The sequence below is a fragment of the Microcoleus sp. FACHB-SPT15 genome, assembly GCF_014849525.1.
In the GTDB taxonomy this organism is placed as follows: Bacteria; Cyanobacteriota; Cyanobacteriia; order Cyanobacteriales; family Coleofasciculaceae; genus Symplocastrum; species Symplocastrum torsivum.
On the sequence record NZ_JACJNU010000072.1, the window covers coordinates 51,177 to 73,858 of the forward strand.

At 46.1% G+C, this 22,682-nt stretch carries 21 protein-coding genes; 13 read left to right on the top strand and 8 right to left on the bottom strand.

Annotation, left to right across the window (positions count from 1 at the left end; translation table 11 throughout):
* Nucleotides 1-107 precede the first annotated feature (107 nt).
* The gene (locus H6F98_RS32285; protein ID WP_277927640.1) at nt 108-3,533 is read left to right on the top strand and encodes an SMEK domain-containing protein; all 3,426 of its coding nucleotides are present in this window, start codon (nt 108-110) and stop codon (nt 3,531-3,533) included.
* Between the two features lie 164 nt (nt 3,534-3,697).
* Here H6F98_RS32285 and H6F98_RS32290 read toward each other — a convergent pair whose 3' ends face one another.
* The 4 genes from H6F98_RS32290 to H6F98_RS32305 form a co-directional block, all read right to left on the bottom strand.
* Nucleotides 3,698-4,120, bottom strand: coding sequence for a universal stress protein (locus H6F98_RS32290; RefSeq protein ID WP_192222836.1), 423 nt, complete (start codon nt 4,118-4,120; stop codon nt 3,698-3,700).
* A gap of 207 nt (nt 4,121-4,327) precedes the next feature.
* Nucleotides 4,328-4,837 carry a hypothetical protein gene (locus tag H6F98_RS32295; RefSeq protein ID WP_192222837.1) on the bottom strand — a complete coding sequence of 170 codons (510 nt, stop codon included), beginning with the start codon at nt 4,835-4,837 and terminating at the stop codon, nt 4,328-4,330.
* Between the two features lie 248 nt (nt 4,838-5,085).
* Nucleotides 5,086-5,316 carry a DUF3134 domain-containing protein gene (locus H6F98_RS32300; RefSeq protein WP_192222838.1) on the bottom strand — a complete coding sequence of 77 codons (231 nt, stop codon included), beginning with the start codon at nt 5,314-5,316 and terminating at the stop codon, nt 5,086-5,088.
* 73 nt (nt 5,317-5,389) lie between these two features.
* Nucleotides 5,390-6,595 (bottom strand): RNA-guided endonuclease TnpB family protein, encoded by a 1,206-nt coding sequence (locus H6F98_RS32305; RefSeq protein ID WP_192222839.1) that lies wholly within the window; start codon nt 6,593-6,595, stop codon nt 5,390-5,392.
* 369 nt (nt 6,596-6,964) lie between these two features.
* Between H6F98_RS32305 and H6F98_RS32310 the strand changes: the two genes are divergently transcribed.
* The 8 genes from H6F98_RS32310 (at nt 6,965) to H6F98_RS32345 (ending at nt 15,828) form a co-directional block, all read left to right on the top strand.
* Nucleotides 6,965-7,549: a PAP/fibrillin family protein gene (locus tag H6F98_RS32310; protein WP_192222840.1), complete on the top strand. Its 585-nt coding sequence runs from the start codon at nt 6,965-6,967 to the stop codon at nt 7,547-7,549.
* Between the two features lie 9 nt (nt 7,550-7,558).
* Nucleotides 7,559-8,362, top strand: a complete 804-nt coding sequence (locus tag H6F98_RS32315) for a PD-(D/E)XK nuclease family protein (RefSeq protein ID WP_192222841.1) — start codon at nt 7,559-7,561, stop codon at nt 8,360-8,362.
* A gap of 601 nt (nt 8,363-8,963) precedes the next feature.
* Nucleotides 8,964-9,659, top strand: a complete 696-nt coding sequence (locus tag H6F98_RS32320) for a lecithin retinol acyltransferase family protein (RefSeq protein ID WP_192222842.1) — start codon at nt 8,964-8,966, stop codon at nt 9,657-9,659.
* Nucleotides 9,660-9,738: 79 nt separating this feature from the next.
* The gene (gene mnmE, locus H6F98_RS32325; RefSeq protein WP_192222843.1) at nt 9,739-11,121 is read left to right on the top strand and encodes a tRNA uridine-5-carboxymethylaminomethyl(34) synthesis GTPase MnmE; all 1,383 of its coding nucleotides are present in this window, start codon (nt 9,739-9,741) and stop codon (nt 11,119-11,121) included.
* Between the two features lie 375 nt (nt 11,122-11,496).
* The gene (locus H6F98_RS32330; protein WP_242058797.1) at nt 11,497-13,179 is read left to right on the top strand and encodes an ATP-binding protein; all 1,683 of its coding nucleotides are present in this window, start codon (nt 11,497-11,499) and stop codon (nt 13,177-13,179) included.
* 26 nt (nt 13,180-13,205) lie between these two features.
* Nucleotides 13,206-14,408 (top strand): M28 family peptidase, encoded by a 1,203-nt coding sequence (locus H6F98_RS32335; protein WP_192222844.1) that lies wholly within the window; start codon nt 13,206-13,208, stop codon nt 14,406-14,408.
* Between the two features lie 29 nt (nt 14,409-14,437).
* Nucleotides 14,438-15,022 carry a DUF99 family protein gene (locus tag H6F98_RS32340; RefSeq protein WP_192222845.1) on the top strand — a complete coding sequence of 195 codons (585 nt, stop codon included), beginning with the start codon at nt 14,438-14,440 and terminating at the stop codon, nt 15,020-15,022.
* A 122-nt stretch (nt 15,023-15,144) separates the two neighbouring features.
* Complete coding sequence (locus tag H6F98_RS32345; RefSeq protein ID WP_192222846.1) at nt 15,145-15,828, top strand: Uma2 family endonuclease; 684 nt, start codon at nt 15,145-15,147, stop codon at nt 15,826-15,828.
* 129 nt (nt 15,829-15,957) lie between these two features.
* Here H6F98_RS32345 and cax read toward each other — a convergent pair whose 3' ends face one another.
* Nucleotides 15,958-17,064: a calcium/proton exchanger gene (gene cax, locus H6F98_RS32350; protein WP_192222847.1), complete on the bottom strand. Its 1,107-nt coding sequence runs from the start codon at nt 17,062-17,064 to the stop codon at nt 15,958-15,960.
* A gap of 160 nt (nt 17,065-17,224) precedes the next feature.
* Here cax and H6F98_RS32355 point away from each other — a divergent pair, with 160 nt between their 5' ends.
* Nucleotides 17,225-18,319 carry a glutathione S-transferase family protein gene (locus tag H6F98_RS32355; protein WP_192222848.1) on the top strand — a complete coding sequence of 365 codons (1,095 nt, stop codon included), beginning with the start codon at nt 17,225-17,227 and terminating at the stop codon, nt 18,317-18,319.
* A gap of 77 nt (nt 18,320-18,396) precedes the next feature.
* Here the strand turns inward: H6F98_RS32355 and H6F98_RS32360 are convergent, their stop codons facing one another.
* Nucleotides 18,397-18,933 carry a nucleotidyltransferase family protein gene (locus H6F98_RS32360; RefSeq protein WP_192222849.1) on the bottom strand — a complete coding sequence of 179 codons (537 nt, stop codon included), beginning with the start codon at nt 18,931-18,933 and terminating at the stop codon, nt 18,397-18,399.
* A 206-nt stretch (nt 18,934-19,139) separates the two neighbouring features.
* Between H6F98_RS32360 and H6F98_RS32365 the strand changes: the two genes are divergently transcribed.
* The 3 genes from H6F98_RS32365 (at nt 19,140) to H6F98_RS32375 (ending at nt 21,843) form a co-directional block, all read left to right on the top strand.
* Complete coding sequence (locus tag H6F98_RS32365; protein WP_192222850.1) at nt 19,140-19,379, top strand: hypothetical protein; 240 nt, start codon at nt 19,140-19,142, stop codon at nt 19,377-19,379.
* Nucleotides 19,380-19,532: 153 nt separating this feature from the next.
* Entirely contained in the window at nt 19,533-20,939 is a 1,407-nt protein-coding gene (locus H6F98_RS32370; RefSeq protein WP_192222851.1) for a Rieske 2Fe-2S domain-containing protein, read from the top strand.
* 118 nt (nt 20,940-21,057) lie between these two features.
* Nucleotides 21,058-21,843 (top strand): DUF3891 family protein, encoded by a 786-nt coding sequence (locus H6F98_RS32375; protein WP_192222852.1) that lies wholly within the window; start codon nt 21,058-21,060, stop codon nt 21,841-21,843.
* Nucleotides 21,844-21,862: 19 nt separating this feature from the next.
* Here the strand turns inward: H6F98_RS32375 and H6F98_RS32380 are convergent, their stop codons facing one another.
* Together H6F98_RS32380 and H6F98_RS32385 are read right to left on the bottom strand one after the other, a co-directional pair.
* Nucleotides 21,863-22,315 carry a hypothetical protein gene (locus tag H6F98_RS32380; RefSeq protein WP_199349155.1) on the bottom strand — a complete coding sequence of 151 codons (453 nt, stop codon included), beginning with the start codon at nt 22,313-22,315 and terminating at the stop codon, nt 21,863-21,865.
* A complete protein-coding gene (locus H6F98_RS32385; RefSeq protein ID WP_192222853.1) occupies nt 22,305-22,649 on the bottom strand; it encodes a hypothetical protein in 345 nt (114 codons plus the stop codon). Before H6F98_RS32385 ends, H6F98_RS32380 begins: the two co-directional genes overlap by 11 nt.
* Nucleotides 22,650-22,682 lie beyond the last annotated feature (33 nt).

Consider the following 22,682-nt stretch of genomic DNA (forward strand, 5'->3'; position numbering starts at 1 on the left):
GCCCGTGAATCCTCCAGTTAGTAAGAGGATGAGGCGGTAGCAGGCTACTAGGATCAGTCAAATGTGAGTTAAAAGTAGATGTATCAGTCGTTTCAGTTAGATTGGGCATGAATCTTGAACAAACGCTACAGAGAATCCGGTACTTGATGTCACTTTTTGTGACTGAGATTGAGGGTGCCGCATCTATGCAACAAACAGATATTAATAAGGTGTCTGAAAATGTATTAATCCCTCTCGTTGCTGAAGTTTCTGGCTATAAAAACCTGAAAAATTTGAATTTTACGGAAGGGAGTAACTTCCCCAGTATTGATTTAGGTGATGAAACGGCAAAAGTTGCTTTTCAAATTACAGCAACGCCGGGTATTGAAAAAGTCAAACATACATTGACTAAGTTTATTGAATATAAGTTATACGAAAAATATAATCGATTAATTATTTATATTTTAACAAAAAAGCAAAAATCTTATTCGGATACAGAGATTAAGAGGATAATCAAGAGCAAGTTTAATTTTGATACGAAACAAGATATTTGGGATTATCGGAATATCCTAGGAGAGGTTAATAAATTTCAAATTGATCAAGCACACAAAGTTGAAAGCATCTTAGAGGCAAACTTTGGTGAAGGAAAAAGGCTGCCTGAGTGGGAGGTTGTTGATAAGGTTGAGCAAGTTATCAATGAATACACTCAGTTGTTTGTGGGGCGCGAGGAAGAGAGTCAAAAATTAGACAAGTTTTTGCATGAGAAATCCAGGGATGTAATGCTCGTTAAGGCTGGTGCTGGCTTTGGGAAAACAGCGCTGCTAGCAAACTGGGTGAAGGCACAGCGAGACAAAAACTGTTTCATCGCCTACCATTTTTTCAGCCAGCGCTATGATGTCACTCGCTCTGTTGCTAGGGCTTATCGCAATCTGCTACGGCAACTTTATATTTACTATGAACTCAGCTACCAACAGCCGCCCAACGATGAAAATCAGGTACGCGAGGCGCTTTATAGCATCTTACGAGAACGCGGCGCACGAGAAGACAAACCTCTGGTCATTGCTCTAGATGGCTTAGATGAAGCAGAACGTCCTTTCTCACCACCGTTTCCCACTCCCTTGCCTGAAAACGTGTTTGTCATTGCATCAGCAAGAGCTGAAGAAGGGGAGGAGCCAGAATACTTGCGGGATTGGACAGACAGTGCAGAGTCAATTTGTCTTAACCGTTTGCTTCGTGGAGCGATCGCACAATGGTTACGAAACACAGATGAGTTGGCAGCATTTGCCGAGGATACCGATTTTGTTGCCCAACTTGATGAGACTACTGAAGGATTTCCGCTTTACCTGCGCTACCTAGCTGAGGAATTGAGTCATGCGGCAAAACAGGGACAGGATGTGCGGGAAGTATTAGAACAGACGCCTAAAGGGTTTGAGCGGTATGTCGAGCAGCAGTTAAGGCGCTTAGACGAACTGGACTTGCCGGATGAGAGGTGGCAGTTTTTTGCTCTGCTGGCGGTGGCGAAAGGGGTACTTGAAAAAGAGGATGTTAAAGCGCTGACGGGAATGGGCGATCGCCAATTACGGCAACTACATCTCTGCTGGCAGGTAACGCGCTGGATGCGAATTACCGAAACTAAGCTCTATGCTTTTGCTCACCCGTTGCTAGCTACGACATTTGCCGAAAAGTTGGAGGACGATGCTAAGGATGCTAAGGATGCTTTGATTGAATACTGTGCCAAGTGGCAGAAACATCAGAGTTGTTATGCGTTGCGGCATTATGCAGAACATTTGAGTGAGGCGAAGCGGTGGGAGGAGTTGTATAACTTACTGACTGAGTTTGAGTTTATAGATACTAAGATTTCTGCCTTGGGGTCACAGCCACTAATAGAAGATTACGACTTAGCTTTCAATCCTGACCTCATAACCTTTGAGGAGGGATTGCAGCGTAAGGCAGACTGTCTGAAATTAATTCAAGGTGCGATTAGGTTGTCTGCACACGTTTTGGAGCAGGATAAGACGCAACTACCAGGACGACTGTTGGGACATTTGATGCATTTTGACGCGCCAGTGATTCAGGGGTTGCTGTCGCAGGCAAAACAGTGGAAAGCTGCACCTTGGTTGCGTCCCCTGACTCCTAGCTTGACTTCTCCTAATGAACCCTTAATACGCACCTTAACTGGTCATAGCGGCTCGATATGGTCTGTCGCTGTTACCCCTGATGGAGAACAAGTAATCTCTGGTTCACTGGATGGAACTCTCAAAATCTGGAACCTGAACACAGGAAAAGTAGACACCATCCCTGCTCATGACGACTCTGTAAATGCAGTATGCATCACTCCTGATGGCTTACAAGTAATTTCTGGTTCACTGGATGGAACTCTCAAAGTATGGGACTTGAAAACCAGAGAGTGCGTATGCACTCTCACTGATCACGAGCGCTCTGTTAAAGCAGTAAGCATCAGTCCTAATGGCTTACAGGTAATTTCTGGTTCAGATGATAAAACTCTTAAAATTTGGAACTTAAAAACTAGGGAGTTGCCGCACACACTCGTTGGTCATCGCGCCTCGGTAAAAGCAGTAACAAGCGTCTTTTCCAACAATAAAAAGTGGGTGATTTCTGGTTCATATAATGACACTATTAGGGTCTGGAACCTAGAAACTGGAAAAGAAGAATTGCCTCTCGGTGATAGTGACATGGTATGGTCTATCGCAGCTACTCATGATGGAGAGCGGGTAATTTCTACTTCACAGGATGGAACTCTCACCGTCTGGAAAGTTGGAACTTGGGAGAAGGAATGTACCTTAAAAGGTCATAGCCAAGTTCTTACTGTTGCTGTCACTCCTGATGGGAAGCACATAATTTCAGGCTCAAGTGATGGAACTCTCAAAATTTGGAAAGTAGGAACTTGGGAGAATGAAGCTACTTTCATAGCTCATACTGCGTGGGTTCTTTCCGTTGCGGTTACTCCTGACGGAAGCCAAATAATTTCTGCATCAGGCAATGATCCTTCTTCCAATGAATACCTTCTTAAGATCTGGAACCTTGAAAAGTGTATAAAACAGTTCTCATTTAATAATGAATGCGATCCAAACAAGGGTCATAGTAACTCTGTAGAAGTAATTGCTTTCACCCCTGACGGAAAGGAAGTAATTTCTGCTTCCAAAGATGGAATTCTCAAAAGCTGGGAAGTGGGAACTTGGGAGAATAACGCTACATTCAAAGGTCAGAGCAAATCAGCAGACGTTATAGGAGATTATGACAGGCAAAAATATTTTATCCTCGAAGCAGGTGAAGTTAACTGTTTTCTTCATAGTACCCGTAACACTTTACATCTTCTGATGGCTACCACTGAAGATGGAAACCTTCAAGTTTGGGCTTCAGGGGATGAAACGCTCAAAGTGTGGGATGTATCAGCAAGACAATTCATTGCCAATTTCACTGGAGAAAGTGAAATCAAATGCTGCGCCATAGCCTCAGATAAACTAACAATTGTTGCTGGAGAAGCATCGGGACGCTTGCATTTCCTGCGCTTGGAAGGCACGGCTAGCTCCTGAACAGGCAGAGGATTTAGTAAAAGTGGTAAGTGAGTTGAATTGAGGGGTTGGGCTGGCTGGGTGTGATCGCGTTCTTGAGTTGGAGTGGTAGAGTGCGATCGCAAAGTTGATTGATCGCAAAAATTTTCGGTCTACTGAGAATCTCTTGCTCACAACTTGAGTTATTATTCAGACTTGACTACCAGCACAGAGCATGGCGCCTCAGCAACTACCTGACTACTCACAGAACCTTCCAAGATGCGCTTAAGACCTGTGAGACCACGAGTGCCAATTACAATTAAGCCAGCATGGTGAATATGAGCAAGACGGACAATTTCGCTGGCTGGGTCACCAACAACAATCTCTAGCTCACTCTTGCAGGGTAAGTCAGCTTGGTAGGTTTGAAGCTGCTTTTCAATGTGTCGATAAAGCACTTCCTCTGAAGCCTGAGGTCGGTCAACTGCCACTTCCACATCAGGTTCCGGCGCGGAAATGACATGGGCAAGGATTATTTTGGTAGCTGGCTTGATTTGAAGTTGATCGAGGATTTGAATTACCCGTTGTGACAGATCTGAACTGTCAAGGGCTACAAGAATTGTCTCTAGCACCAAAATGCCTCCTGTTAGCTAACAGCTTGAGCGCTCAGCGTTCAGCTATTGGGATTTTCACCCTTGAGGAGAGCTTTTGTCTACTGGAACAGGGAGTGTTTTCGGCTTAAAAAAATAAATTCCCCCAATTTCTCTTCGGTAAGAGAGTGGGGGAACGCGATCGCGCTAACAAGCTAACAAATTTAGCAGTCAAATTGAGGTATCAGATTAGCGCCTGATGGAGTTTGAGTTTCTGCGCTCAGCTGCAGTAACGATGCGCTGTAATTGCTCTAAGTCTCTTTCCATGGCTTCCCACTCATCTTGGGCATCGTCTAAGTCGTAGCGCTGTATGAAATTGTCTATGCTCCGCGCACTGTCGAGTACTTCCCGGACTTCAGTCTGAACAGACTGCTCACTTCTATAGCGATTCTTCAGATCTTTCGTAGCTTTTTCAAACTCTCGAAAGAATTCATTGATCTCGTCTTCCCGGTTAGTATTGTTGATACGACTATCATCAAGTGAATCATCAACACTACGACGAAGTCTATCTGTGCCGTCTTCAATGCGACCTAAAAGATCTTCAACTCGTTCGCGAAATTCCTCCCGTTGATCATTGCGACGCTCATTGCGATCGCGATTTTGATACCCACCTTGAGCATTTGCTACTGTGATTAGACTGCTGCTGGCAACTGTGACTAAGAGTGTAGCTAAGGTTATCCGTCTTATCAGGTTCATCATGGGTCTGTCCTCTATATTGTCAAAACGCACCCTTAATTTTTCCAAGATGTGAATGCAAAAGCATCCTACATGTAAGGTATGACCTACGCCAAAAAAAAATTGTTCCGTCGTTTTTCACTAAAAACTATTAGAGACGCGATCGCCTCGCGTCTCTACAGAGAACTAGAACTTTAGGCAAGCAAAATAGTTTTTGCTAACCGTGCCTATACAATTGACCTCGACTGTATAGGCTTCCAGCAGCTAGCTAACTAGTCATCATCCAGATCATCATCCAGATCGTCGTCGTCATAAGCGCTATCATCAACACCCATCAGTTCAGAAATCTCCTGTTCATCTTCACGGAAAGGATCATCTTGGACTTCACGCGCTAAGAGGCGATTGTTAGCTTCTAACCAATCTAAAAGTGAAGTTTCTTGCTGCACTGGAATAACATCAGCAAGTTGCTCACGGGGTTCTTCACGCAAAGAAGGATTGTACATAGGGCAATTCAGCTAGTAATTTAACGCAGATTTTGACATCCTCCCCCCTTTATAAAAAGGGGGATTCCAAACATCACTGTTTGGGCTTCCTCTTTCTACGACTCGACTTACATTGAGGAGTTTCCTCACCAATGCAGAGGTCGATGTCTCCAGAGGCGTTAGAGGTTCCCGTGTGCCCCACGGTACGCAGTCCGAGTTCAAGTATGTTTTGAGCTGCATTCCAGTCACGGTCTAAGACAAAGCCGCAGTGATTGCACCGATGAGTTCTCTGACTAAGTGACTTCTTTGTCGCCTTTCCGCAACTAGAACAGTTCTGACTGGTGTAGTGAGGAGGTACTGCAACAGTAACAACACCTAATACTTTACCGAAGTATTCTACCCAGTTTCTAAAAGCTGTCCAAGCCGCATCCGAGATCGACTTGGACAGCTTTTTATTTTTAACCATATTACGCACCTGCAAGTCTTCATAAGCTACCAAGTCGTTAGACTGGACTACGCACTTTGCTAATTTCACAGCAAAGTCTTTACGTTGCCTACTTACCTTGAGGTGCTTTTTACTTAGACGATTTCTCGCCTTAGCTCTATTCTTAGAGCCTTTTTGAGTTCTGGAAAGTCTGCGGTTGAGTCGCTTAAGAGCTTTCTCAGACTTTCTCAGATGGCGTGGATTCTCAACAGAAGTCCCATCAGAATCCGTGTAGAAATGAGCGAGTCCCACATCTAACCCGACAGTCTTTCCGGTTGGTTCCCGCTTCTCTACTCGTTTTGTATCAATGCAGAACTGGACGTAATAACCATCAGCGCGACGGACTACCCGTACTCGCTTAATCTGCTCTAACTGAAAGAAATGCAAGTCACGAGTTCCCCATAACTTAAAGCTTCCAGCTTTGAAGCCATCGCTAAAGCTGATACTTCTTCTGTCTTCTGAAAGTTTCCAGCCTGTTGTTTTGTATTCAACAGAACCGTGTGTCTCGTGCTTTTTGAAGCGAGGGAAACCCTTCTTTCCGGGTTTCCCTTTCTTGCAGTTGTCGTAGAACCGAGCAATAGATGACCAGGCTCTCTCAGCTGAGGCTTGTCGAGCCATCGAGTTGAGCTTGTTTGCCCAAGGGAATTCATGAGCAAGAACAGCACAATAAGCACTCAACTCATATCGTCCAGTTCCCTTGTTGTCCATCCAGTATTTGATACAGCTATTACGAACGAAACGGGCAGTACGAATGGCTTCATCTAGCCGCTCGTACTGCTCGTTTGTCTCTTCTAACTTGCTCTCAAATACCAACATGGTTACGTTAAAGTATTGAACGTAATCCTTATTGTACAGCAATTAATGCCAAATAAATTTGGCTATTCGCTTATATCCCCCGACTGAAGTGCGGGGGCTTTACGCCAGAGCGCACCGTAAATGTGAGCTATCCGAGTTGGGTAGGAGAGGAAAACCGTCCCTAGCTATCGAGTAAGCATGGCTAACTGCCTAACTTGCTTGCACTCACAGGTTTTCTGTCAAGAAACTTAACCATTTCTAGGCTAACATCTGGGGCAAATTGAGGGATGTAGGATACTCCGATGAGGCACTGAAGTTTTTCATGAGTATTTTGTCAGTAGTGTGGTAAAAGTCAGGTCTTCATTGGCGCATTGTAATAGAGGTGAGTGGATGATTAGCAAAGCGGAATTATTAGAAGCGATCGCAGGTAAGAATCGAGGACTATTAGCAACTGACACCGATAAAACAGCCATTCTCGCAGCGGTTTCCCGGCTGGAAGACTACAACCCGACTCCTCGACCCATTGAAGCTACCGACCTCCTCGAAGGCAACTGGCGTTTGCTCTACACTACCAGTAACAGTCTATTAAACCTGGGTCGAGTTCCACTCTTACAACTCGGTCAAATCTACCAATGCGTTCGCACCGCGACTGCCAAAATTTACAATATTGCGGAAGTTTCCAATCTGCCTTACCTTGAAGGTTTAGTCAGCGTCAGCGCACGGTTCACACCCGTCAACGAGCGCCGGGTTGATGTGAAATTTGAGCGGTCAATCTCTGGTTTACAACGCTTAATCGGCTATCAGTCGCCCAGTAATTTTATCCAGCAAATCGAAGCAGGAAAGAAGTTTCCAGCACTTGACTTTGGCATCGAAAGCCGTGAGCAACAGGGCTGGCTAGATATCACGTATCTCGATAATGATTTAAGAATTGGGCGTGGCAATGAAGGAAGTGTGTTTGTACTGACAAAACGTTAGGATGCGAGGATGAACGCTGAAACTGCACTCTTACCCCTGACTCGCTTATCCCAAGGGCAGCTAAATCTCCTAGAAACCTGCCCTCGTAAATTTCAACATATTTATATTGACCAGCTAGGAGTACCTATTTCTCCAGAACAACAAGAACGTGTAACTTGGGGCAGTCGCTTTCACTTGCTGATGCAACAACGCGAACTAGGGTTACCCGTAGACTCCTTAGTCGAAGAAGATGCTCAACTGCAACATTATGTTACGACTTTGGTGAATGCAGCTCCAGAAATTTTGACACCTGCTCCTCAAACATTTCGTGAATCGGAACACTGCCGTACACTAAACTTTCAAAGTTTCCTGCTAACTGTTATCTACGATTTGTTGATTGAGGACGAAAACAGTGCCCAAATTTTGGACTGGAAAACATACCCTCAACCAAAAGACCGTCAGTGGTTAGCCAAAGACTGGCAGACACGGCTCTATCTCTACGTTATGGCAGAAACCAGTGATTATGCCCCTGAACAACTTTCGATGAGTTACTGGTTTGTGAAGTCCAATCCACAGCCACAAAGCCTTAAGTTTACCTACGATGCCGTACAACACGAAAAAACTAGACAGGATTTAACGACGCTACTCGCTCAATTAACAGGTTGGCTGCAACGCTATCAATGCGATCGCATTCCTTTTCCTCAAATCGCAGAATCTAGGAAACGCTGTCACGATTGCAGCTTTGGGGTACGTTGTCAACGAACGTCAGATTTGCCAAGCCGTAGTCAAGATTTACTCCCAAATTTGGCTGATATCCAAGAAGTGTCACTTTAATTCAGAAGGTAGGGAAGGTACAGAGCCAGCAAGATGAGAACACCTAAAACTTTTACTCTGTCCAAGCAATAAACTTTTTTACTACAACAATCAAATCTGTAAAATAATTCATCCACGACTAAAAGCAGTGGATGAATTGCTGAATTGATATTAAGTTGTTTTATTGCAAGGCACCGCTTTGCACGAGCATTAAGACAAAAACACTCACGCTCATTACCACTAAGACAATACCTAAACCAATTGATTGACCCAGATGTTTTTGGTTTTGTGAAGCTTTCATTTTTTTATTTTTATTGTGAATGTAGATTATGAACAATAACAGGATTTCCTGGAGTTAAATGAGAAAAATACAAGTTATTTAACTAAATGCAACTAAGCTTAATGTTCTCGATCAGATACTGGATGAAATTGTGGAGGAAAGTTCCTACAAAGAAGCGATCGCTAATCCAATCCAGCGACAGATCTAATGAAATCTCAGATAACGTAGGGTTCTATTAAGAAAGCGGATTTACCTTATCAGTTCAACCAACTGAGGCAAGACTCCACCCTCGGTATACAGGGGCGGAGTCACAAATGAATATGAAAATTACAATCTAGAACTATGGCGCGTGGCGATCAAATCTACGTTATCAAAGAATTTCTCAACATTCAGGGTGTCTATGAACACCATGGTATTGACTGTGGAGACGGCACCGTTATCCATTGGCGTAAGGGGACTGACACCATTGAGCGTACAACGTTGGCTACCTTTACTTCTCGCTCACAGTCTCAAGTCTATGTGCGGTCTTACTCAGTCTGTTATATTCCCGATGTAGTGGTTCAACGGGCGATGAGTCGATTAGGCGAAAGACACTACAACCTACTATTTAATAACTGCGAACACTTTGCTACCTGGTGCAAAACGGGACGAAGTGAAAGTCAGCAAGTCAAAGATTTTCTGCCAGTACTCAGCCATATCAACACCGAAACCCTGGCTGAACCGATTAAACAAGCCCTTCAGGACGCTAACCCAGACGATGCTATACCATTGTTGAACGAGGCACTAGCAGATATTAAAGTTGTTTGGGACAGCATCCAACCCCAGTACAATAAAGCTGTTTCTGAGATGAACGCTTGGCATCAGGTTGCACGACAAGCCGTTTCTCAAAATCGGGAAGACTTAGCGCGTGCGGCGATTAAGAAAAAGCTAAACTATCGCAAACAAGCCACCGAGATAAAAGCGAAACTAGAGCAGCTAGCGACAATGACAGAAACACTTCTGCGTAACCGTACTTCCTCGCAAGAGATTTTGCTTTAGTCAAAATTATCCTTTGTCATCAATCCCTTCTTACTCAGGCTATTGATAGGCTGGGATAAGTAAGGTAGGTAGAGCGAAGATGTCCCAGATGTTCGTACAAGGCGAAACAATTGCTGCGATCGCAACTGCGGTTGTCCCACAACAGGGGAGTGTAGGGATTGTACGGCTATCGGGTGCAGAAGCAATCGCGATCGCTCGTATCCTATTTCACGCACCAGGGCATCAGGCTTGGGAAAGTCACCGGATTCTCTACGGATATGTGCATCATCCCCAAACGCAACAACTGGTTGATGAAGCTCTGTTGCTGATTATGCAATTACCTCGCTCCTACACTCGTGAAGATGTTGTGGAGTTCCACTGCCATGGTGGTATCATGCCCGTTCAGCAGGTGTTGCAGTTGTGCATCGAGCAGGGAGCAAGGTTGGCACAACCAGGCGAGTTTACACTGCGGGCATTTTTAAATGGGCGTCTGGATTTAACTCAGGCAGAAAGTATTGCCGACTTAGTTGGTTCTCGCTCACCCCAAGCCGCACAAGCGGCTCTTGCAGGCTTACAAGGGAAGCTTGCCGTGCCAATTCGCCAACTCCGAGCGACTTGTCTGGATATCTTGGCAGAAATTGAAGCCCGAATTGATTTTGAGGAGGATTTGCCACCATTAGATGAAGCTACTGTTGTTGCCCAAATTGAGCAAGTTTTGGCGGAAGTGACTCGTATCCTGGCAACCGCTGATCAGGGAGAACTGCTCCGCACAGGTTTAAAAGTTGCTATTGTTGGGCGTCCAAATGTTGGGAAATCGAGTTTATTGAATGCTTGGAGTCGAAGTGATCGCGCTATTGTAACCGAACTTCCTGGCACTACCCGTGATGTGGTTGAGTCACAGTTGGTGGTTGGGGGGATACCTGTACAAGTGCTGGATACAGCCGGAATACGTCCAACACTTGACCAAGTAGAGAAAATCGGCGTAGAGCGATCGCGTCGTGCGGCTCAATCGGCTGACTTAGTATTACTCACAATTGATGCAACAACTGGCTGGACAACCGCTGATCAGGAAATCTATGAGCAGGTGCAACATCGCCCTCTGATACTAGTCATTAACAAAACCGACCTCGCTCCCTCTGATACAGTATCCTTCCCAAATAGCATTAACCATAGTGTTACAACCGCTGCTGCTCACAACCAAGGTATTGAAGGCTTGGAAAAAGCCATTCTTCAGGCAGTACACACAGACAAGCTCAAAGCCGCTGATCTAGATTTAGCAATAAACCAACGGCAAGCTGCTGCCTTAACCAGAGCAAAACTATCACTTCAGCAAGTGCAAGAGACAATCACCCAGCAATTACCCTTAGATTTTTGGACAATCGATCTTCGAGGTGCAATTCAAGCACTGGGAGAAATTACAGGAGAGGAAGTTACTGAATCCGTTCTTGATCGAATTTTCAGTCGCTTTTGTATTGGGAAGTAGCTTCAGCAATCCTATGGTGCCGATTGCCACCAATCGGTTACAGCCAAAAATTATGTTTCTAACCCTGATTGCTAAGCTAATAGGGATTCAAGTTGTATGTAGTGAAAAGCTAAAATGCTTGCTGCTCTTAATCCATTTGGAAGGCAAACATTTTGAAAGCGTGAAAAGCTTACTAACGTCTTGATCCAGTGACAGGATTGGGTCGTTAGAATAAGTCTTTTCTTGATTTGAATGCCAATATTGGTTGTTGTTGGGTGCGATCGCGTAGCACAAATCATCACTTCTTTTTGAAAAGTACAATCTCTTGAGGACAATTTTTGTGCAAATCTTGAAAGAATTGGGAACCCTAAGACTACAACAGGTGCCTCAGCAATTATGTCACAGGTTCAATACGACGAGTACAAAAAAAGTCAAAGCGACGCTGCAACTCAAGCGTCAGGGGGCTTAGGTATGACAAATTCTAGCGATCGAGATTCTTGCCTCATCCTGATTGCAGATGATGATCGATTCACACGAATGATGCTTCGGCAAGTCATGGAAACCGAAGGATACAAGGTGGAAGAGGCGGTGGATGGAAAGCAATGTCTTGCTGCCTATGAGCAATACAAACCTGATATGGTGCTGCTGGATGCCATGATGCCCGTGATGGATGGCTTTGCCTGCTGCTCCCAACTGCAAACGCTTATGGAACGCGATTCCCTTGGCGATAGCTCCGCTCTACGTACTCCTGTGTTGATGATCACTGGACTCAACGACCAAGCCTCGGTTAATTGGGCATTTGAAGCTGGTGCGACTGATTTAGTGACTAAACCAATTCACCCTCCCGTATTAATGCGGCGTGTCCGTCGTCTTCTCGAAGCAAGTTGGGCAGAGAAGTCATTGCGGGAGAGGGAGAGACAGTATCGCTCTGTAGTTGAAAACGTCAAAGAAGTAATCTTCCAGACTAATGCGGCTGGTACCTGGACATTCCTCAATCCGGCTTGGACAGATCTCACTGGCTTTGCAGTTGCAGAAAGTGTGGGAACCAATTTCCTGAAGTACGTTCATCAAGATGATCAGCAACTACATCAGGAACTATGGCAGTCACTCCTCAAAGGCAAAGAAGCCTCTTGTCTGCAAGAGATCAGGTATTTGACCCATACAGGAGAGTCTCGTTGGGTGGAAATTCATGCCCATCCTACACATGCGGCGAATGGAAGTTTGACTGGCATCTCCGGCATCATCAGAGACATTACGGAGCGGATTTATACGGAAGCTTTAGAGAGAGAGAAACTGAAGCTGGAGACTGAAATCGTCGAGCGCAAACGCACAGAGAACGTGATTCGCAACGCTCTCTCCAAGGAAAAAGAACTGGCTGAACTCCAATCTCAGATTATCACCACCATCTCTCACGAGTTCCGCACTCCACTGACAACGATTCGCTCGTCTAGTGACTTACTCAAATGTTATAGCCAGAATTGGACAGAGGAGAAAAAGTTAAAACATTTCCAGCGAATTGAGGAGGCTGTTGAACATATGAGCAATTTGCTTAGTGATGTCATCCTCATTGGTCAAGCCGAAGCCGGACAACTGAAATTCAACCCAACTCAGCTAGATTTGGAGAATTGGTGTCGCGAGATGATTGACGATTGGCAAGTAAGTTTAGGGAACCAGGCAGGTGAGGCTTCTCCTCAAATTATCGTTTCGGTTCAGGGAAATGCCACTCAGGCAAATCTCGATGAGAAGCTGCTGCGGCAGATTGTGACGAATTTACTATCCAATGCTGTTAAATTTTCTCCCAAAACAGAGACTGTGCATTTCGATTTAGTGTGTCAGGAAGATCAGGCGATTTTCTGTATTAGAGATAAGGGCATTGGCATCCCAAAAGACGAGCAAGAGCCAGTGTTTGACTCCTTTTATAGAGCCAGTAATACGGGTACAATCGCGGGAACAGGAGTCGGCTTAGCGATCGCCAAAAAGTGTGTAGAGTTGCATCAGGGTAAAATCACAGTAGACAGCGAAGTGGGAGTGGGGACAACCTTTACGGTCAAGTTACCATTGAACCTGAGGCAAACCTAGAAGAAAATTTTTAAAGGTTATCGCGCTTGAAGTTATTTTCTGTTCGCTCCTGGTGGTGGGCAATTCTCGGATTGCTCTTGGTTTGTCTACCAACACTGGGTACCCTTACTCCCAACACTATTGAATCTGACGTAGCTGCTCTCGTCGCCTTTGGGCCGCGTGTCGCTGGGACACCCGCCTCGGAGCAAGCCCGTACCTATTTGATCGAGGAATACCGTCAAGCTGGCTATACGACTGAACTGGGAAGCTTTACCTACCCAAAGTTTGAAGACCTCGGCTCAACTCTTACCGTTGAAGATGTGGCCTTTGAGGGTCGGGCGCTTGAGAGTTCAGCAGCAGGTAAACTGAGTGCGCCTCTCGTTGTCGTCCCTAGCGTTGGGCAACCTGATGATTTTGCCAATGTTGATGTGACAGGTGCGATCGCAATTGTACGCCGTGGTGAAATTCCTTTCCTGGAAAAAGCAAAGAATGCTGCTACAGCAGGTGCAGTTGGGCTAGTGATTGTCAACACTAGCCCAAAGCCGTTGTTTGGGATGCTAGGTGATGACGTAAACATTCCTGTGTTTGGGCTATCGAGTGAACAAGGGGAGCCACTGCTGCAAAAAGCCGCTACAGAGTCACTTCGAGCAAATCTCAACGTCAATGTCAGCCGACATACTGTTACGGGTTACAACATCATTGCCCATCTCCCGGATGTCAAGCAGCCAAAAATACTCCTTGGCGCTCACTACGACTCAGTACCCAAATCTCCCGGTGCGAACGACAACGCTTCTGGTACAGCCGTTGTCCTTGAACTCGCTCGTCGCCTTGCAACTACCCCACAGAGTCATCAAGCTTGGTTCGTCGCTTTCGATGGTGAAGAAGACGGTTTAAGAGGTTCAAAGGCACTTGTTAACACAGCCGAACCTCAGTTTCTGCCTAATCTTCAAGCAATGCTAAACTTTGATATGGTTGGTGTCAATGACCAGCTTTTTGTCGGGGGTTCTGAGTCACTCACAGCTTTAGCTCAGAAAGCTGACCCGAAGATTTCCAAAATTCGCGATACAGGAAACAGTGACCATCAACCCTTTTCCGCTGCGGGGGTTCCTGTCGCCTTCTTCTATCGAGGGCAAGACCCGAACTACCACGCACCAGGTGACAAAGTAGTAGACCCCAAACTCCTAGAAGCAACAGTTCAGGTAGCACAATCAGTTATACGCTATCAGTTAGAGTCAGTTTCCAATCCCTAGTTCCCCGTCGCGACACCCTTCTTTGTTAGATGGAACTCGCCTCTCTGCTCAGACTCAATCGCGTGATTCGCGTCATTGGCTTTGATGACGCTCCCTTTATCCGCAACGCAGGTGGAAGTGTATCAATTGCTGGTGTTGTTTGTGCAGGGACTCGCTTTGAGGGGATGGTTTGGGGACAAGTCGAGGAGGATGGTTGGGATGCAACGGATGTGATTTTAGAGTTGCTATTGGGGCGAAAGTTCTTGCCACAACTTCATGTTGCCCTTTTTGATGGCATAGCGTTCGGTGGATTTAATGTCATTGACTTACCCAAGCTTTCGGAGCAACTGCAATTACCTTGTGTCGCTGTCATGCGGCGGATGCCGAATCTAGTGGCTGTAGAAGAAGCGATTCGGCGTCTACCTCAACCAGAGGAACGCCTTGAGCGGTTGCGAAGAGCTGGAATTATCTATGCCTATCCGCCCTTTTTCTTTCAAGTCTATGGAGCTTGCCCTAAGGTAACGTTCTCGGTACTAGAACGTCTAACGGACTGTGGAAAAGTGCCAGAAGCCTTGCGTCTCGCTCATTTAATTGGTGCAGCGGTGATTAAGGGCGAGAGTGGAAGTACGGCTTAGCTTGTTGGAAGAGGATGCGATCGCAAACACCTTTTTGAGGTTACTGCAACGAACCAAGTGGCTCGTCGTATGGAAGGCGAAGAGGTAAATTTTAATTAAAAGCGTAGAAGTTGCAGCCCCCTATGTTAGTTAGTCCTACCACTCACCTTCCTCCTTTAGAAAGTGGCGATCGCCTTACACGCCACGAATTTGAACGGCGCTATCAGGCAATGCCGCAGATTAAAAAAGCTGAATTAATTGAAGGAGTAGTGTACGTGGCTTCACCTGTGAGGATGACCAATCATGGTAGACCCCATGCTCAGCTTATGGCTTGGCTAACAGCCTATTGGGTTGCAACATCAGGTGTGGATATGGGCGATAACACTACTGTACGCCTTGACCTTGATAACGAACCTCAACCCGATGCCTTATTGCGAATCGAGCCAGAGGTGGGTGGTAACTCTCGTATCAGTGATGATGATTATATTGAAGGGGCACCAGAGCTAGTTGCAGAAATCGCGGCTAGTAGTGCATCTTATGACCTCAACGACAAGCTCAATGCTTATCGTCGTAATGGGGTGCAAGAGTATATTGTCTGGCAAATTTATGAGAATCGCTTAGATTGGTTCAGCCTCCAAGAGGGGAGATATGTTTCGCTGCAACCGGATGAGGCAGGTGTGATTCGCTCTTTTGTTTTCCCTGGATTATGGCTAGCCGTAAATGCATTGCGGGATGGAAACCTGCCTGAGGTATTAGCGGTTCTACAGCAGGGACTACAGACTACAGAGCATCAGGCGTTTGTGGAGCGTTTGAACCAACAGCAGTAGCCTAAGGTGCTGGGGTAATTGCTTTTGATCAGCTCTTGTCTAGATAAGCGATCGCCTCATCCTGTTCTAGAACGACACAAATTCATGTTGCTACTCGTTCTGAATAGCAAGCATAAATAAGCAACTTTTTCAAGCTGGGTGATAGTAAAAAGCGACTCCAAGAATCAGGTAGGTGGCTAAGAGGAGGGTGCCATCGAGCCAGTTTGACCGTCCACCAAAGCTGATGAGATTGGTGACCATAACTGCGATCGCTAAAGCAATTACTTCAAACGTATTGAAGTTGAGATCAATTGGCTGACCAATTGCCTGACCCACGAATACTAGAACTGGAGCAACAAATAGAGCAACCAGCAAACTATCGCCCGTTGCCGTAGAAACGGTTAAATCCATTTGATTTTTCAGGGCAAGCCGAACAACGATGACATATCCTGCGACATCACTAATCAACGGCAGCAAAATCACTCCGGTAAATAGGGGAGTGAGTCCAAAGCGCTGAGTTTGAGATTCAATGACAGCGACAAACATCTCGGATTCAAAGGCAACGGCGACAGTAGACGCTAATAGGACGACAATCCACACCCATAATTTAGACCAGCTCTGTTTTGAGGACGGTTCCGGTTCTGGGAAAGAGGGGATTCCATCAATTTCTTCATCAGCTAATCCAACTTCATAGAGGTAGCTGTGGGTTTTGAGGGAGAAAAGGAGCGTCAATCCATAGACGACAATTAGTATTGCCGAAACCACCAGCGAGAGATTGCGAATTGCGATCGCATCAACAATATTTGACGTGTCAATTACCATCGTCGGCAGTGCAATCGCAATTACTGCCAGCGTCATTGATGAGCCATTAACCTTTGCCAAAATCGGCTTAAACTCTTGCTCTTTGTAACGCAGCCCCCCAGTCAGCATCGCTAACCCTAATAGAAGGAGTAGCGCACTCAGAATACTGCCCGTGATGCTCGCTTCAACAATATCCACTAGCCCTTTGCGTAGTGCCATTAGGGCAATAATTAGTGCCGTTGCATTACCAAACAGGGCATTAACTAATCCTCCAACCGACGGACCTGTGACTACCGCTACCTTCTCCGTGGCCGTGGAAAGCCAAATCGAGAGGGGAATGATGGCGAGTGTGGAAGTCAAAAAAATAGCTTCTTCACCCCAATTCAATAAATCAGCCGCCAGCGAAATGGGTATGAAGACTAAAAGAACTAGTGGAATAAGGTTTTTGATTGTCATAGCCTTCTGCACAATAGACTTACCCTACCTGATAATGCGTTAGTAGACTATCCACTATTTACTGAGCTTGAAAGCTATGTAAACAGCAAAAACTATATTGTTGCGATCGCCCTACTATGGAAACCAATACTCCACTTCAGTCCAAATAAGCTCAGCGGTCATGTCACAACCTAGTGTTTCTCCAAAAGGGGACGAAAATCTCTCCAAACCACAGACAGAAACTCCCAGACCTAAAAAGAAGGGCAAGTCGCTCCCTCCGAAGCTAATCATCAAACTCGGTAAGTTTGTCTGGACAACCATGTGGCACATCATGATGTCCAATCTCGCCCCACGCAACAAGGAGGGCGCATACATTCGTCCAAGTAGTCAGTTCAGGAACTTCGTTGGAACAGAACACGGGAACCCCCATCAACCAGAAGCAGGGCGCTACAACCTTTACGTTGGACTTGGCTGCCCTTGGGCACACCGTACCCTCGTCGTTCGGGCACTCAAGGGACTTGAAGAGACAATATCAGTGTCCGTAGTATCTCCTTCACCAACTGAGGGGGGTTGGGTGCTAAACCAAGAGGAGGAAGGCTGTCGTACACTAGCTGAGCTGTACCAACTAGCAGAACCTGACTATAGTGGGCGTTCTACGGTACCTGTGCTGTGGGACTCGAAGAAGAAAGCGATCATCAACAATGAAAGTGCTGAGATCATCGTGATGCTGAATTCTCAGTTCAATGAGTTCGCTAAGAATCCTACACTAGACCTCTATCCGGAGGAACTGAGGGAGAAGATTGACTGGTGGAACGAAAAAATCTACCACTCAGTAAACAATGGCGTGTATCGTTGCGGCTTTGCTCAGACCCAAGAAGCCTACAATCAAGTCTGCAATGAACTGTTTGCAACTCTAGATGAAATTGACGCAGCACTAGAGACGAGTCGATACCTCTGTGGGGACAGGGTTACACTTACAGATGTCCGTCTTTTCACTACGCTGTTCCGCTTTGATGTGGCGTACTACGGGCTGTTCAAGTGCAATCGCCGGAGAATTCAGGACTATAAAAACCTAGGAGGCTACCTTCGCGACTTGTATCAGCTTCCCGGAGTTGCTAGCACCTGTAGCCTAGAGAGTGTGAAGCAAGACTACTACGGAAACCTATTCCCACTCAATCCTGGTGGAATCATCCCCTCCGGTCCCGATATGACTAGCCTACTAGAACCCCATGGTCGCCAAAGCATCGGCAATACTTCAGGTGTGGTGATTAGCTAACGTTAAAAGTCAAAGAGGATGAGGGCAGCAAGCTGAGTTAGAGATTGCAGGGGAGTAATATAAAATAGCCACATATTTCAAACTAGCCGCAGGCAAGGACATTTTTGTAAAAATGAAGTCGCTTTACTCTCAGCATCCGGGTTGTGTATATGCGCTAGAGTAGGTCGGATGATGCCATTAAACAAATCATCCAAACCATAAGGAGTGAAGAACTGCCATTGTCCTTGAGTATCTAACCGAACACCTACAGCCGTCGCCGTGTGCAGCCAATCAGTAACTCCATCTTCAATGCTACTGTAAGGTCTTCGACCAGCACGCCAACGAGCAAAACTTGCTTGATTTTTGACATCAAATTTGTAGTCAGGGAACTGTGCCGTGAGAGTAGCTTTGGCAGCGAGTTCTTGGGAACGATTGCCAAGTGCATCAAAAAAGGCAATATCAAAGTCATTGATCACTAACTGACAGTCGTTGCCAAACAGCGATCGCCAAACTGTATTTCGCACCGCACCACCCGCCAACCACCAGTCGGGAAGATTGAGAAGTGCGATCGCAGGTAGTACAGCTCCAATAGGCGAATCAATTAGAATCGTCTGAAGGCGAGTAGCACTATCCATACTTATCCCTGAGAGATTATCTGACCTACCCGCTTCAATATCTGGAGAACATTGTAGAGCTGGTTTCGGTGAGGGAGAAGCGAAAATACATCTGATCCAATCAAGATTCCTCCAGAATTAGTGATAGAGCTAGTCCTGTCTGAGGATAGAACACCCCAAATTAATTGGTTAATAACCTTGTGGAATAACCATAACAGATACAAATTATGACATCAGTTAATTCTCAAGATAATCGGGATAATAACGCTCAATATGACCCTGAAGATAATCCTGGAACCCAGACACACATCCCAACCACAGAAGAGGGTAACACTCCGCTCGACGAGAGATATCGTATGACGGGTCAAGAATCTGGTTCTGATGTTAATCCCGGTGCCGAACCTGAAGCTCCTGGAGGTGAAGTTAAGGTGGTTGGTGCGCCGAATCAAGGAACTGACTCTCGTTAAGTAGTAACTAGAATTCAAAACAAAGCCCCCGTTTTAGTCTTAACTGGGGGCTTGTTTTATCGAGTGCGATCGCTCTCAAACAAGCCAGTACTTTCTATATTCGTCAGACTAGAGTTATCACCAAAAAAAGCTGCTTTCCTTGTGGATAACTTTATGAAAACCCTATCACCTAGCGATGTTGAGTCTCTACCCGCTGGTGGTTCCGACCCCTTGAGGTTTGACTGGAAGGAGGCGTGGTACCCAGTCTATTATGTCTCTGACCTCGATAAGTCAAAACCTACACCCTTCACCCTGCTCGGTAGAGACCTTGTCATCTGGTGGGACTCAACTGCCTCCTGTTGGAGAGTGTTTGAGGACAAATGCCCTCACCGCCTTGCGCCTCTTTCAGAGGGTAGGATTGCTGATGATGGTCTGTTGGAGTGTCCTTATCACGGTTGGGCTTTCTCTGGGGAGGGTCAGTGCGATCGCATCCCGCAGCAGGTTGAGAACTTAGCAGCGCAGGCATCTTCGAGAGCCTGTGTGGTGAGTCTGCCTACAGCCGAAAGGCAGGGACTGTTGTTCGCCTATCCGGGTTTGCCAGAAAATGCCTCTAGAACTCCAGTTCCAATCATCGAAGCACTAGAAGAATCCCCTTCTGAATGGGTCTGTATTGATACGTTTAGAGACCTTCCTTATGACGCTCTTACGCTCTTGGAAAACGTAATTGATGCTAGTCATATTCCCTATACACACCATCGTTCAGTCGGGAATAGAGCGTTTGCTGGTTCCGTTGAGCTTGAGGTGAAAGATTCAGGAAAACAGGGTTTTCAAGGGATTTGGGAATCTGGGCCTCGGCTAGGAACGCTGGGGCGACAGGATACAACGTTCCTTGCACCAGGGTTGATGTGGCATGACCTGACATCCAAGCAGTTTGGTAGAACATTGACCGTCGTTTACGCTACCCCAATTCGCAAGGGTTCTTGCCGCATCTTTGCACGCTTTCCCTTCAAGTTTTCCTCCAAAGTACCTGGCTTGTTCATGAAGCTGACACCGCGCTGGTTCTCCCACATTGGACAAAATGGGGTTTTGGAAGATGACCAAATTTTTCTGCACCATCAGGAGCGAATTCTTGAAGAGTCTGGTGGCAGTGCTAACTTTGCCAAGGCATTCTACTTGCCGACTTTAGCAGACCGCTTTGTGATTGAGTTGCGCTCTTGGGTGAACAAGTACAGTGACGACCCATTTCCAGGAGCAACTTTGCCACCAACGTTGCCGAGGGAAAAGCTGCTGGATCGTTACTACTCCCACACCCTGAAGTGTTCTAGCTGCTCAAAAGCACTTGCCAACATCAGGCGAGTCAGAATTGGCTGCCTTGTCACGGCGGCGATCGCGTTTTCCAGTACTCCGATTCTCACTCTCTGGCTTAACCAAACAAGTGTCCTCGCTGCTGCCCTTTCGACGGCAGTGAGCCTTGCAAGCCTTGGTGTGTGGGGAGGACTGGGCAAGCTAGAGAGGCAGTTTTATGAAGGTCGAGACGTGCCTCCACGTAACTTACCTGAGAAAAAGTCAATTGGGCATTAGGGATTAGGGATTGGGACTTTCAAAGAGTGAGGATTGTACCCGACTTGCCATAAGGCAAGAATTTTTCCCAATCCCCAGTCCCCAGCCGGAAGTATCATAGAGGAAAACACCTCACTTCATGCTGCATCGTTCATCCACAGAGGGACTTATCTGCATCACACAACCGAAACATGCTTGGGTTGCGGGTGAGTTGGCACGGGCTTGGGGTAATGAACAGTTTGGGCAGTTTGTCCCCACGTCTGAAGTCTGTCTAGCCGCAGAGCAACATGATATTGGCTGGCTCTTTTGGGAACAAGCACCCACTCTCAACCCTCAAACTGGCTATCCTTATCGGTTTACTGAACTGCCGACACCAGTGCATATCGAGATTTGGTCAGGTGCCAGACAGCTAGCAATGCCTTTAGGAAGGTATGCGTCATTGCTTATCTCACTACACGGCACTGGGCTATACGAGCGATATCGAGGTTGGCAGAACTCGGTAGAATCTAGCCGAATTGTACAGGAATTCCTCGATAGTCAGTATGCCTTTCAACAACAGCTCATTGCTAGTCTGAACAAAGACCCCTACTATGCCCCTTATGCAACACCAGCAGTCGTCAAGCACAATCAAAAGCTGGTGAGAGCCTGGGATGCTCTTTCACTAATTGTGTGTCAGAAATTAACGGATTTTCAGCAGCTTGAGCAGGTGCCTACAGTTGATGGCGAAACCGTACTAAAGTTCACCCACATCAGCGATGACCCTCACCAGATAACGATATCTCCTTGGCCGTTTCAGGAAAGTGAAGTAAGGCTGGTTTATGAAGGACGGCTTTTACAAGAAACGTTTACGGATGAGGCAGCAATGCGAGAGGCACTTACAAGCGATCGCTGGGTAACTCTAAGCACTATCCTGAAGCCAGAGTAACTTGCTTCTCCCTTTTAACTTAACCGGATTCTTGTTGTGAGCCTTGGTGCGATGGCTTCGCCACTGCACTTTGTGCAGAAGGCAGATATTCAAGAATCAGCAAGCGCAAGTAATCCAGCATCCGAATATAAGCTTTCATATGCTGGTAGTCTCCATCGGTTGCGAAGTAAACTCTTGCGATCGCGGGAACATCAAAGACTCGCATCGTCTGCAATCGCTCAATTGCTTCCTGTTCATTTTCAATCCAACCTCGTGCTTGAATTTGGCTAGCATATCCTCGGATATCCGACGTTAGCAGTTCGATCTCCTCTAAAACCGTAAATTCTTCCCCAGAAGCCGGAGATAGAAAAGCAATTTCTTTTCGCTCTTGTTTAGTATTTTGATAATCGAAAGTTAACTGCTTTAAAAGATGATTGATATAGTTTCTTGTAACTTCAGGATTTTGAATTGTGCGCGTTGCTTCAGTCATCATTAACTCCATAAGTGACTATTTTTTCAACCCCAAATCGATCGGGTCGTACAATTAGATATTCATTCCCTTTCCGATAGACTGCTGAACCATCCCGACGATATCCAGTTTTTGGGACTCGTACTGCTCCTTTCTTGTTGAAGTTATGCGCTTTTCGTAGATATCTCAAGGGGTCGAATTCTTTTCTTGAAGCATGGTCTAAAATGCTCTGAGCTGCACTGATATAGGTAAAGGCATCCCACTCAGCTATGTACTGCTCTATTTCGGCAACTTCTGCCTTGCTGTATCCTTCACATAGCTGAGCTAAAAAGGAATCAACAGGAGATTCATCCGGCATCAATTTTTAACTTCAGTCGGTTTATCTAAGTTT

Excerpts from the sequence above, each read along its gene's own strand:
- H6F98_RS32285 (WP_277927640.1), top strand. The coding sequence starts at position 108 with ATGAATCTTGAACAAACGCTACAGAGAATCCGGTACTTGATGTCACTT.
- H6F98_RS32295 (WP_192222837.1), bottom strand. The coding sequence starts at position 4,837 with ATGATGAACCTGATAAGACGGATAACCTTAGCTACACTCTTAGTCACA.
- H6F98_RS32300 (WP_192222838.1), bottom strand. The coding sequence starts at position 5,316 with ATGTACAATCCTTCTTTGCGTGAAGAACCCCGTGAGCAACTTGCTGAT.
- H6F98_RS32305 (WP_192222839.1), bottom strand. The coding sequence starts at position 6,595 with ATGTTGGTATTTGAGAGCAAGTTAGAAGAGACAAACGAGCAGTACGAG.
- H6F98_RS32310 (WP_192222840.1), top strand. The coding sequence starts at position 6,965 with ATGATTAGCAAAGCGGAATTATTAGAAGCGATCGCAGGTAAGAATCGA.
- H6F98_RS32315 (WP_192222841.1), top strand. The coding sequence starts at position 7,559 with ATGAACGCTGAAACTGCACTCTTACCCCTGACTCGCTTATCCCAAGGG.
- H6F98_RS32320 (WP_192222842.1), top strand. The coding sequence starts at position 8,964 with ATGGCGCGTGGCGATCAAATCTACGTTATCAAAGAATTTCTCAACATT.
- mnmE (WP_192222843.1), top strand. The coding sequence starts at position 9,739 with ATGTCCCAGATGTTCGTACAAGGCGAAACAATTGCTGCGATCGCAACT.
- H6F98_RS32330 (WP_242058797.1), top strand. The coding sequence starts at position 11,497 with ATGTCACAGGTTCAATACGACGAGTACAAAAAAAGTCAAAGCGACGCT.
- H6F98_RS32340 (WP_192222845.1), top strand. The coding sequence starts at position 14,438 with ATGGAACTCGCCTCTCTGCTCAGACTCAATCGCGTGATTCGCGTCATT.
- H6F98_RS32345 (WP_192222846.1), top strand. The coding sequence starts at position 15,145 with ATGTTAGTTAGTCCTACCACTCACCTTCCTCCTTTAGAAAGTGGCGAT.
- cax (WP_192222847.1), bottom strand. The coding sequence starts at position 17,064 with ATGACAATCAAAAACCTTATTCCACTAGTTCTTTTAGTCTTCATACCC.
- H6F98_RS32355 (WP_192222848.1), top strand. The coding sequence starts at position 17,225 with ATGTCACAACCTAGTGTTTCTCCAAAAGGGGACGAAAATCTCTCCAAA.
- H6F98_RS32360 (WP_192222849.1), bottom strand. The coding sequence starts at position 18,933 with ATGGATAGTGCTACTCGCCTTCAGACGATTCTAATTGATTCGCCTATT.
- H6F98_RS32365 (WP_192222850.1), top strand. The coding sequence starts at position 19,140 with ATGACATCAGTTAATTCTCAAGATAATCGGGATAATAACGCTCAATAT.
- H6F98_RS32370 (WP_192222851.1), top strand. The coding sequence starts at position 19,533 with ATGAAAACCCTATCACCTAGCGATGTTGAGTCTCTACCCGCTGGTGGT.
- H6F98_RS32375 (WP_192222852.1), top strand. The coding sequence starts at position 21,058 with ATGCTGCATCGTTCATCCACAGAGGGACTTATCTGCATCACACAACCG.
- H6F98_RS32380 (WP_199349155.1), bottom strand. The coding sequence starts at position 22,315 with ATGATGACTGAAGCAACGCGCACAATTCAAAATCCTGAAGTTACAAGA.
- H6F98_RS32385 (WP_192222853.1), bottom strand. The coding sequence starts at position 22,649 with ATGCCGGATGAATCTCCTGTTGATTCCTTTTTAGCTCAGCTATGTGAA.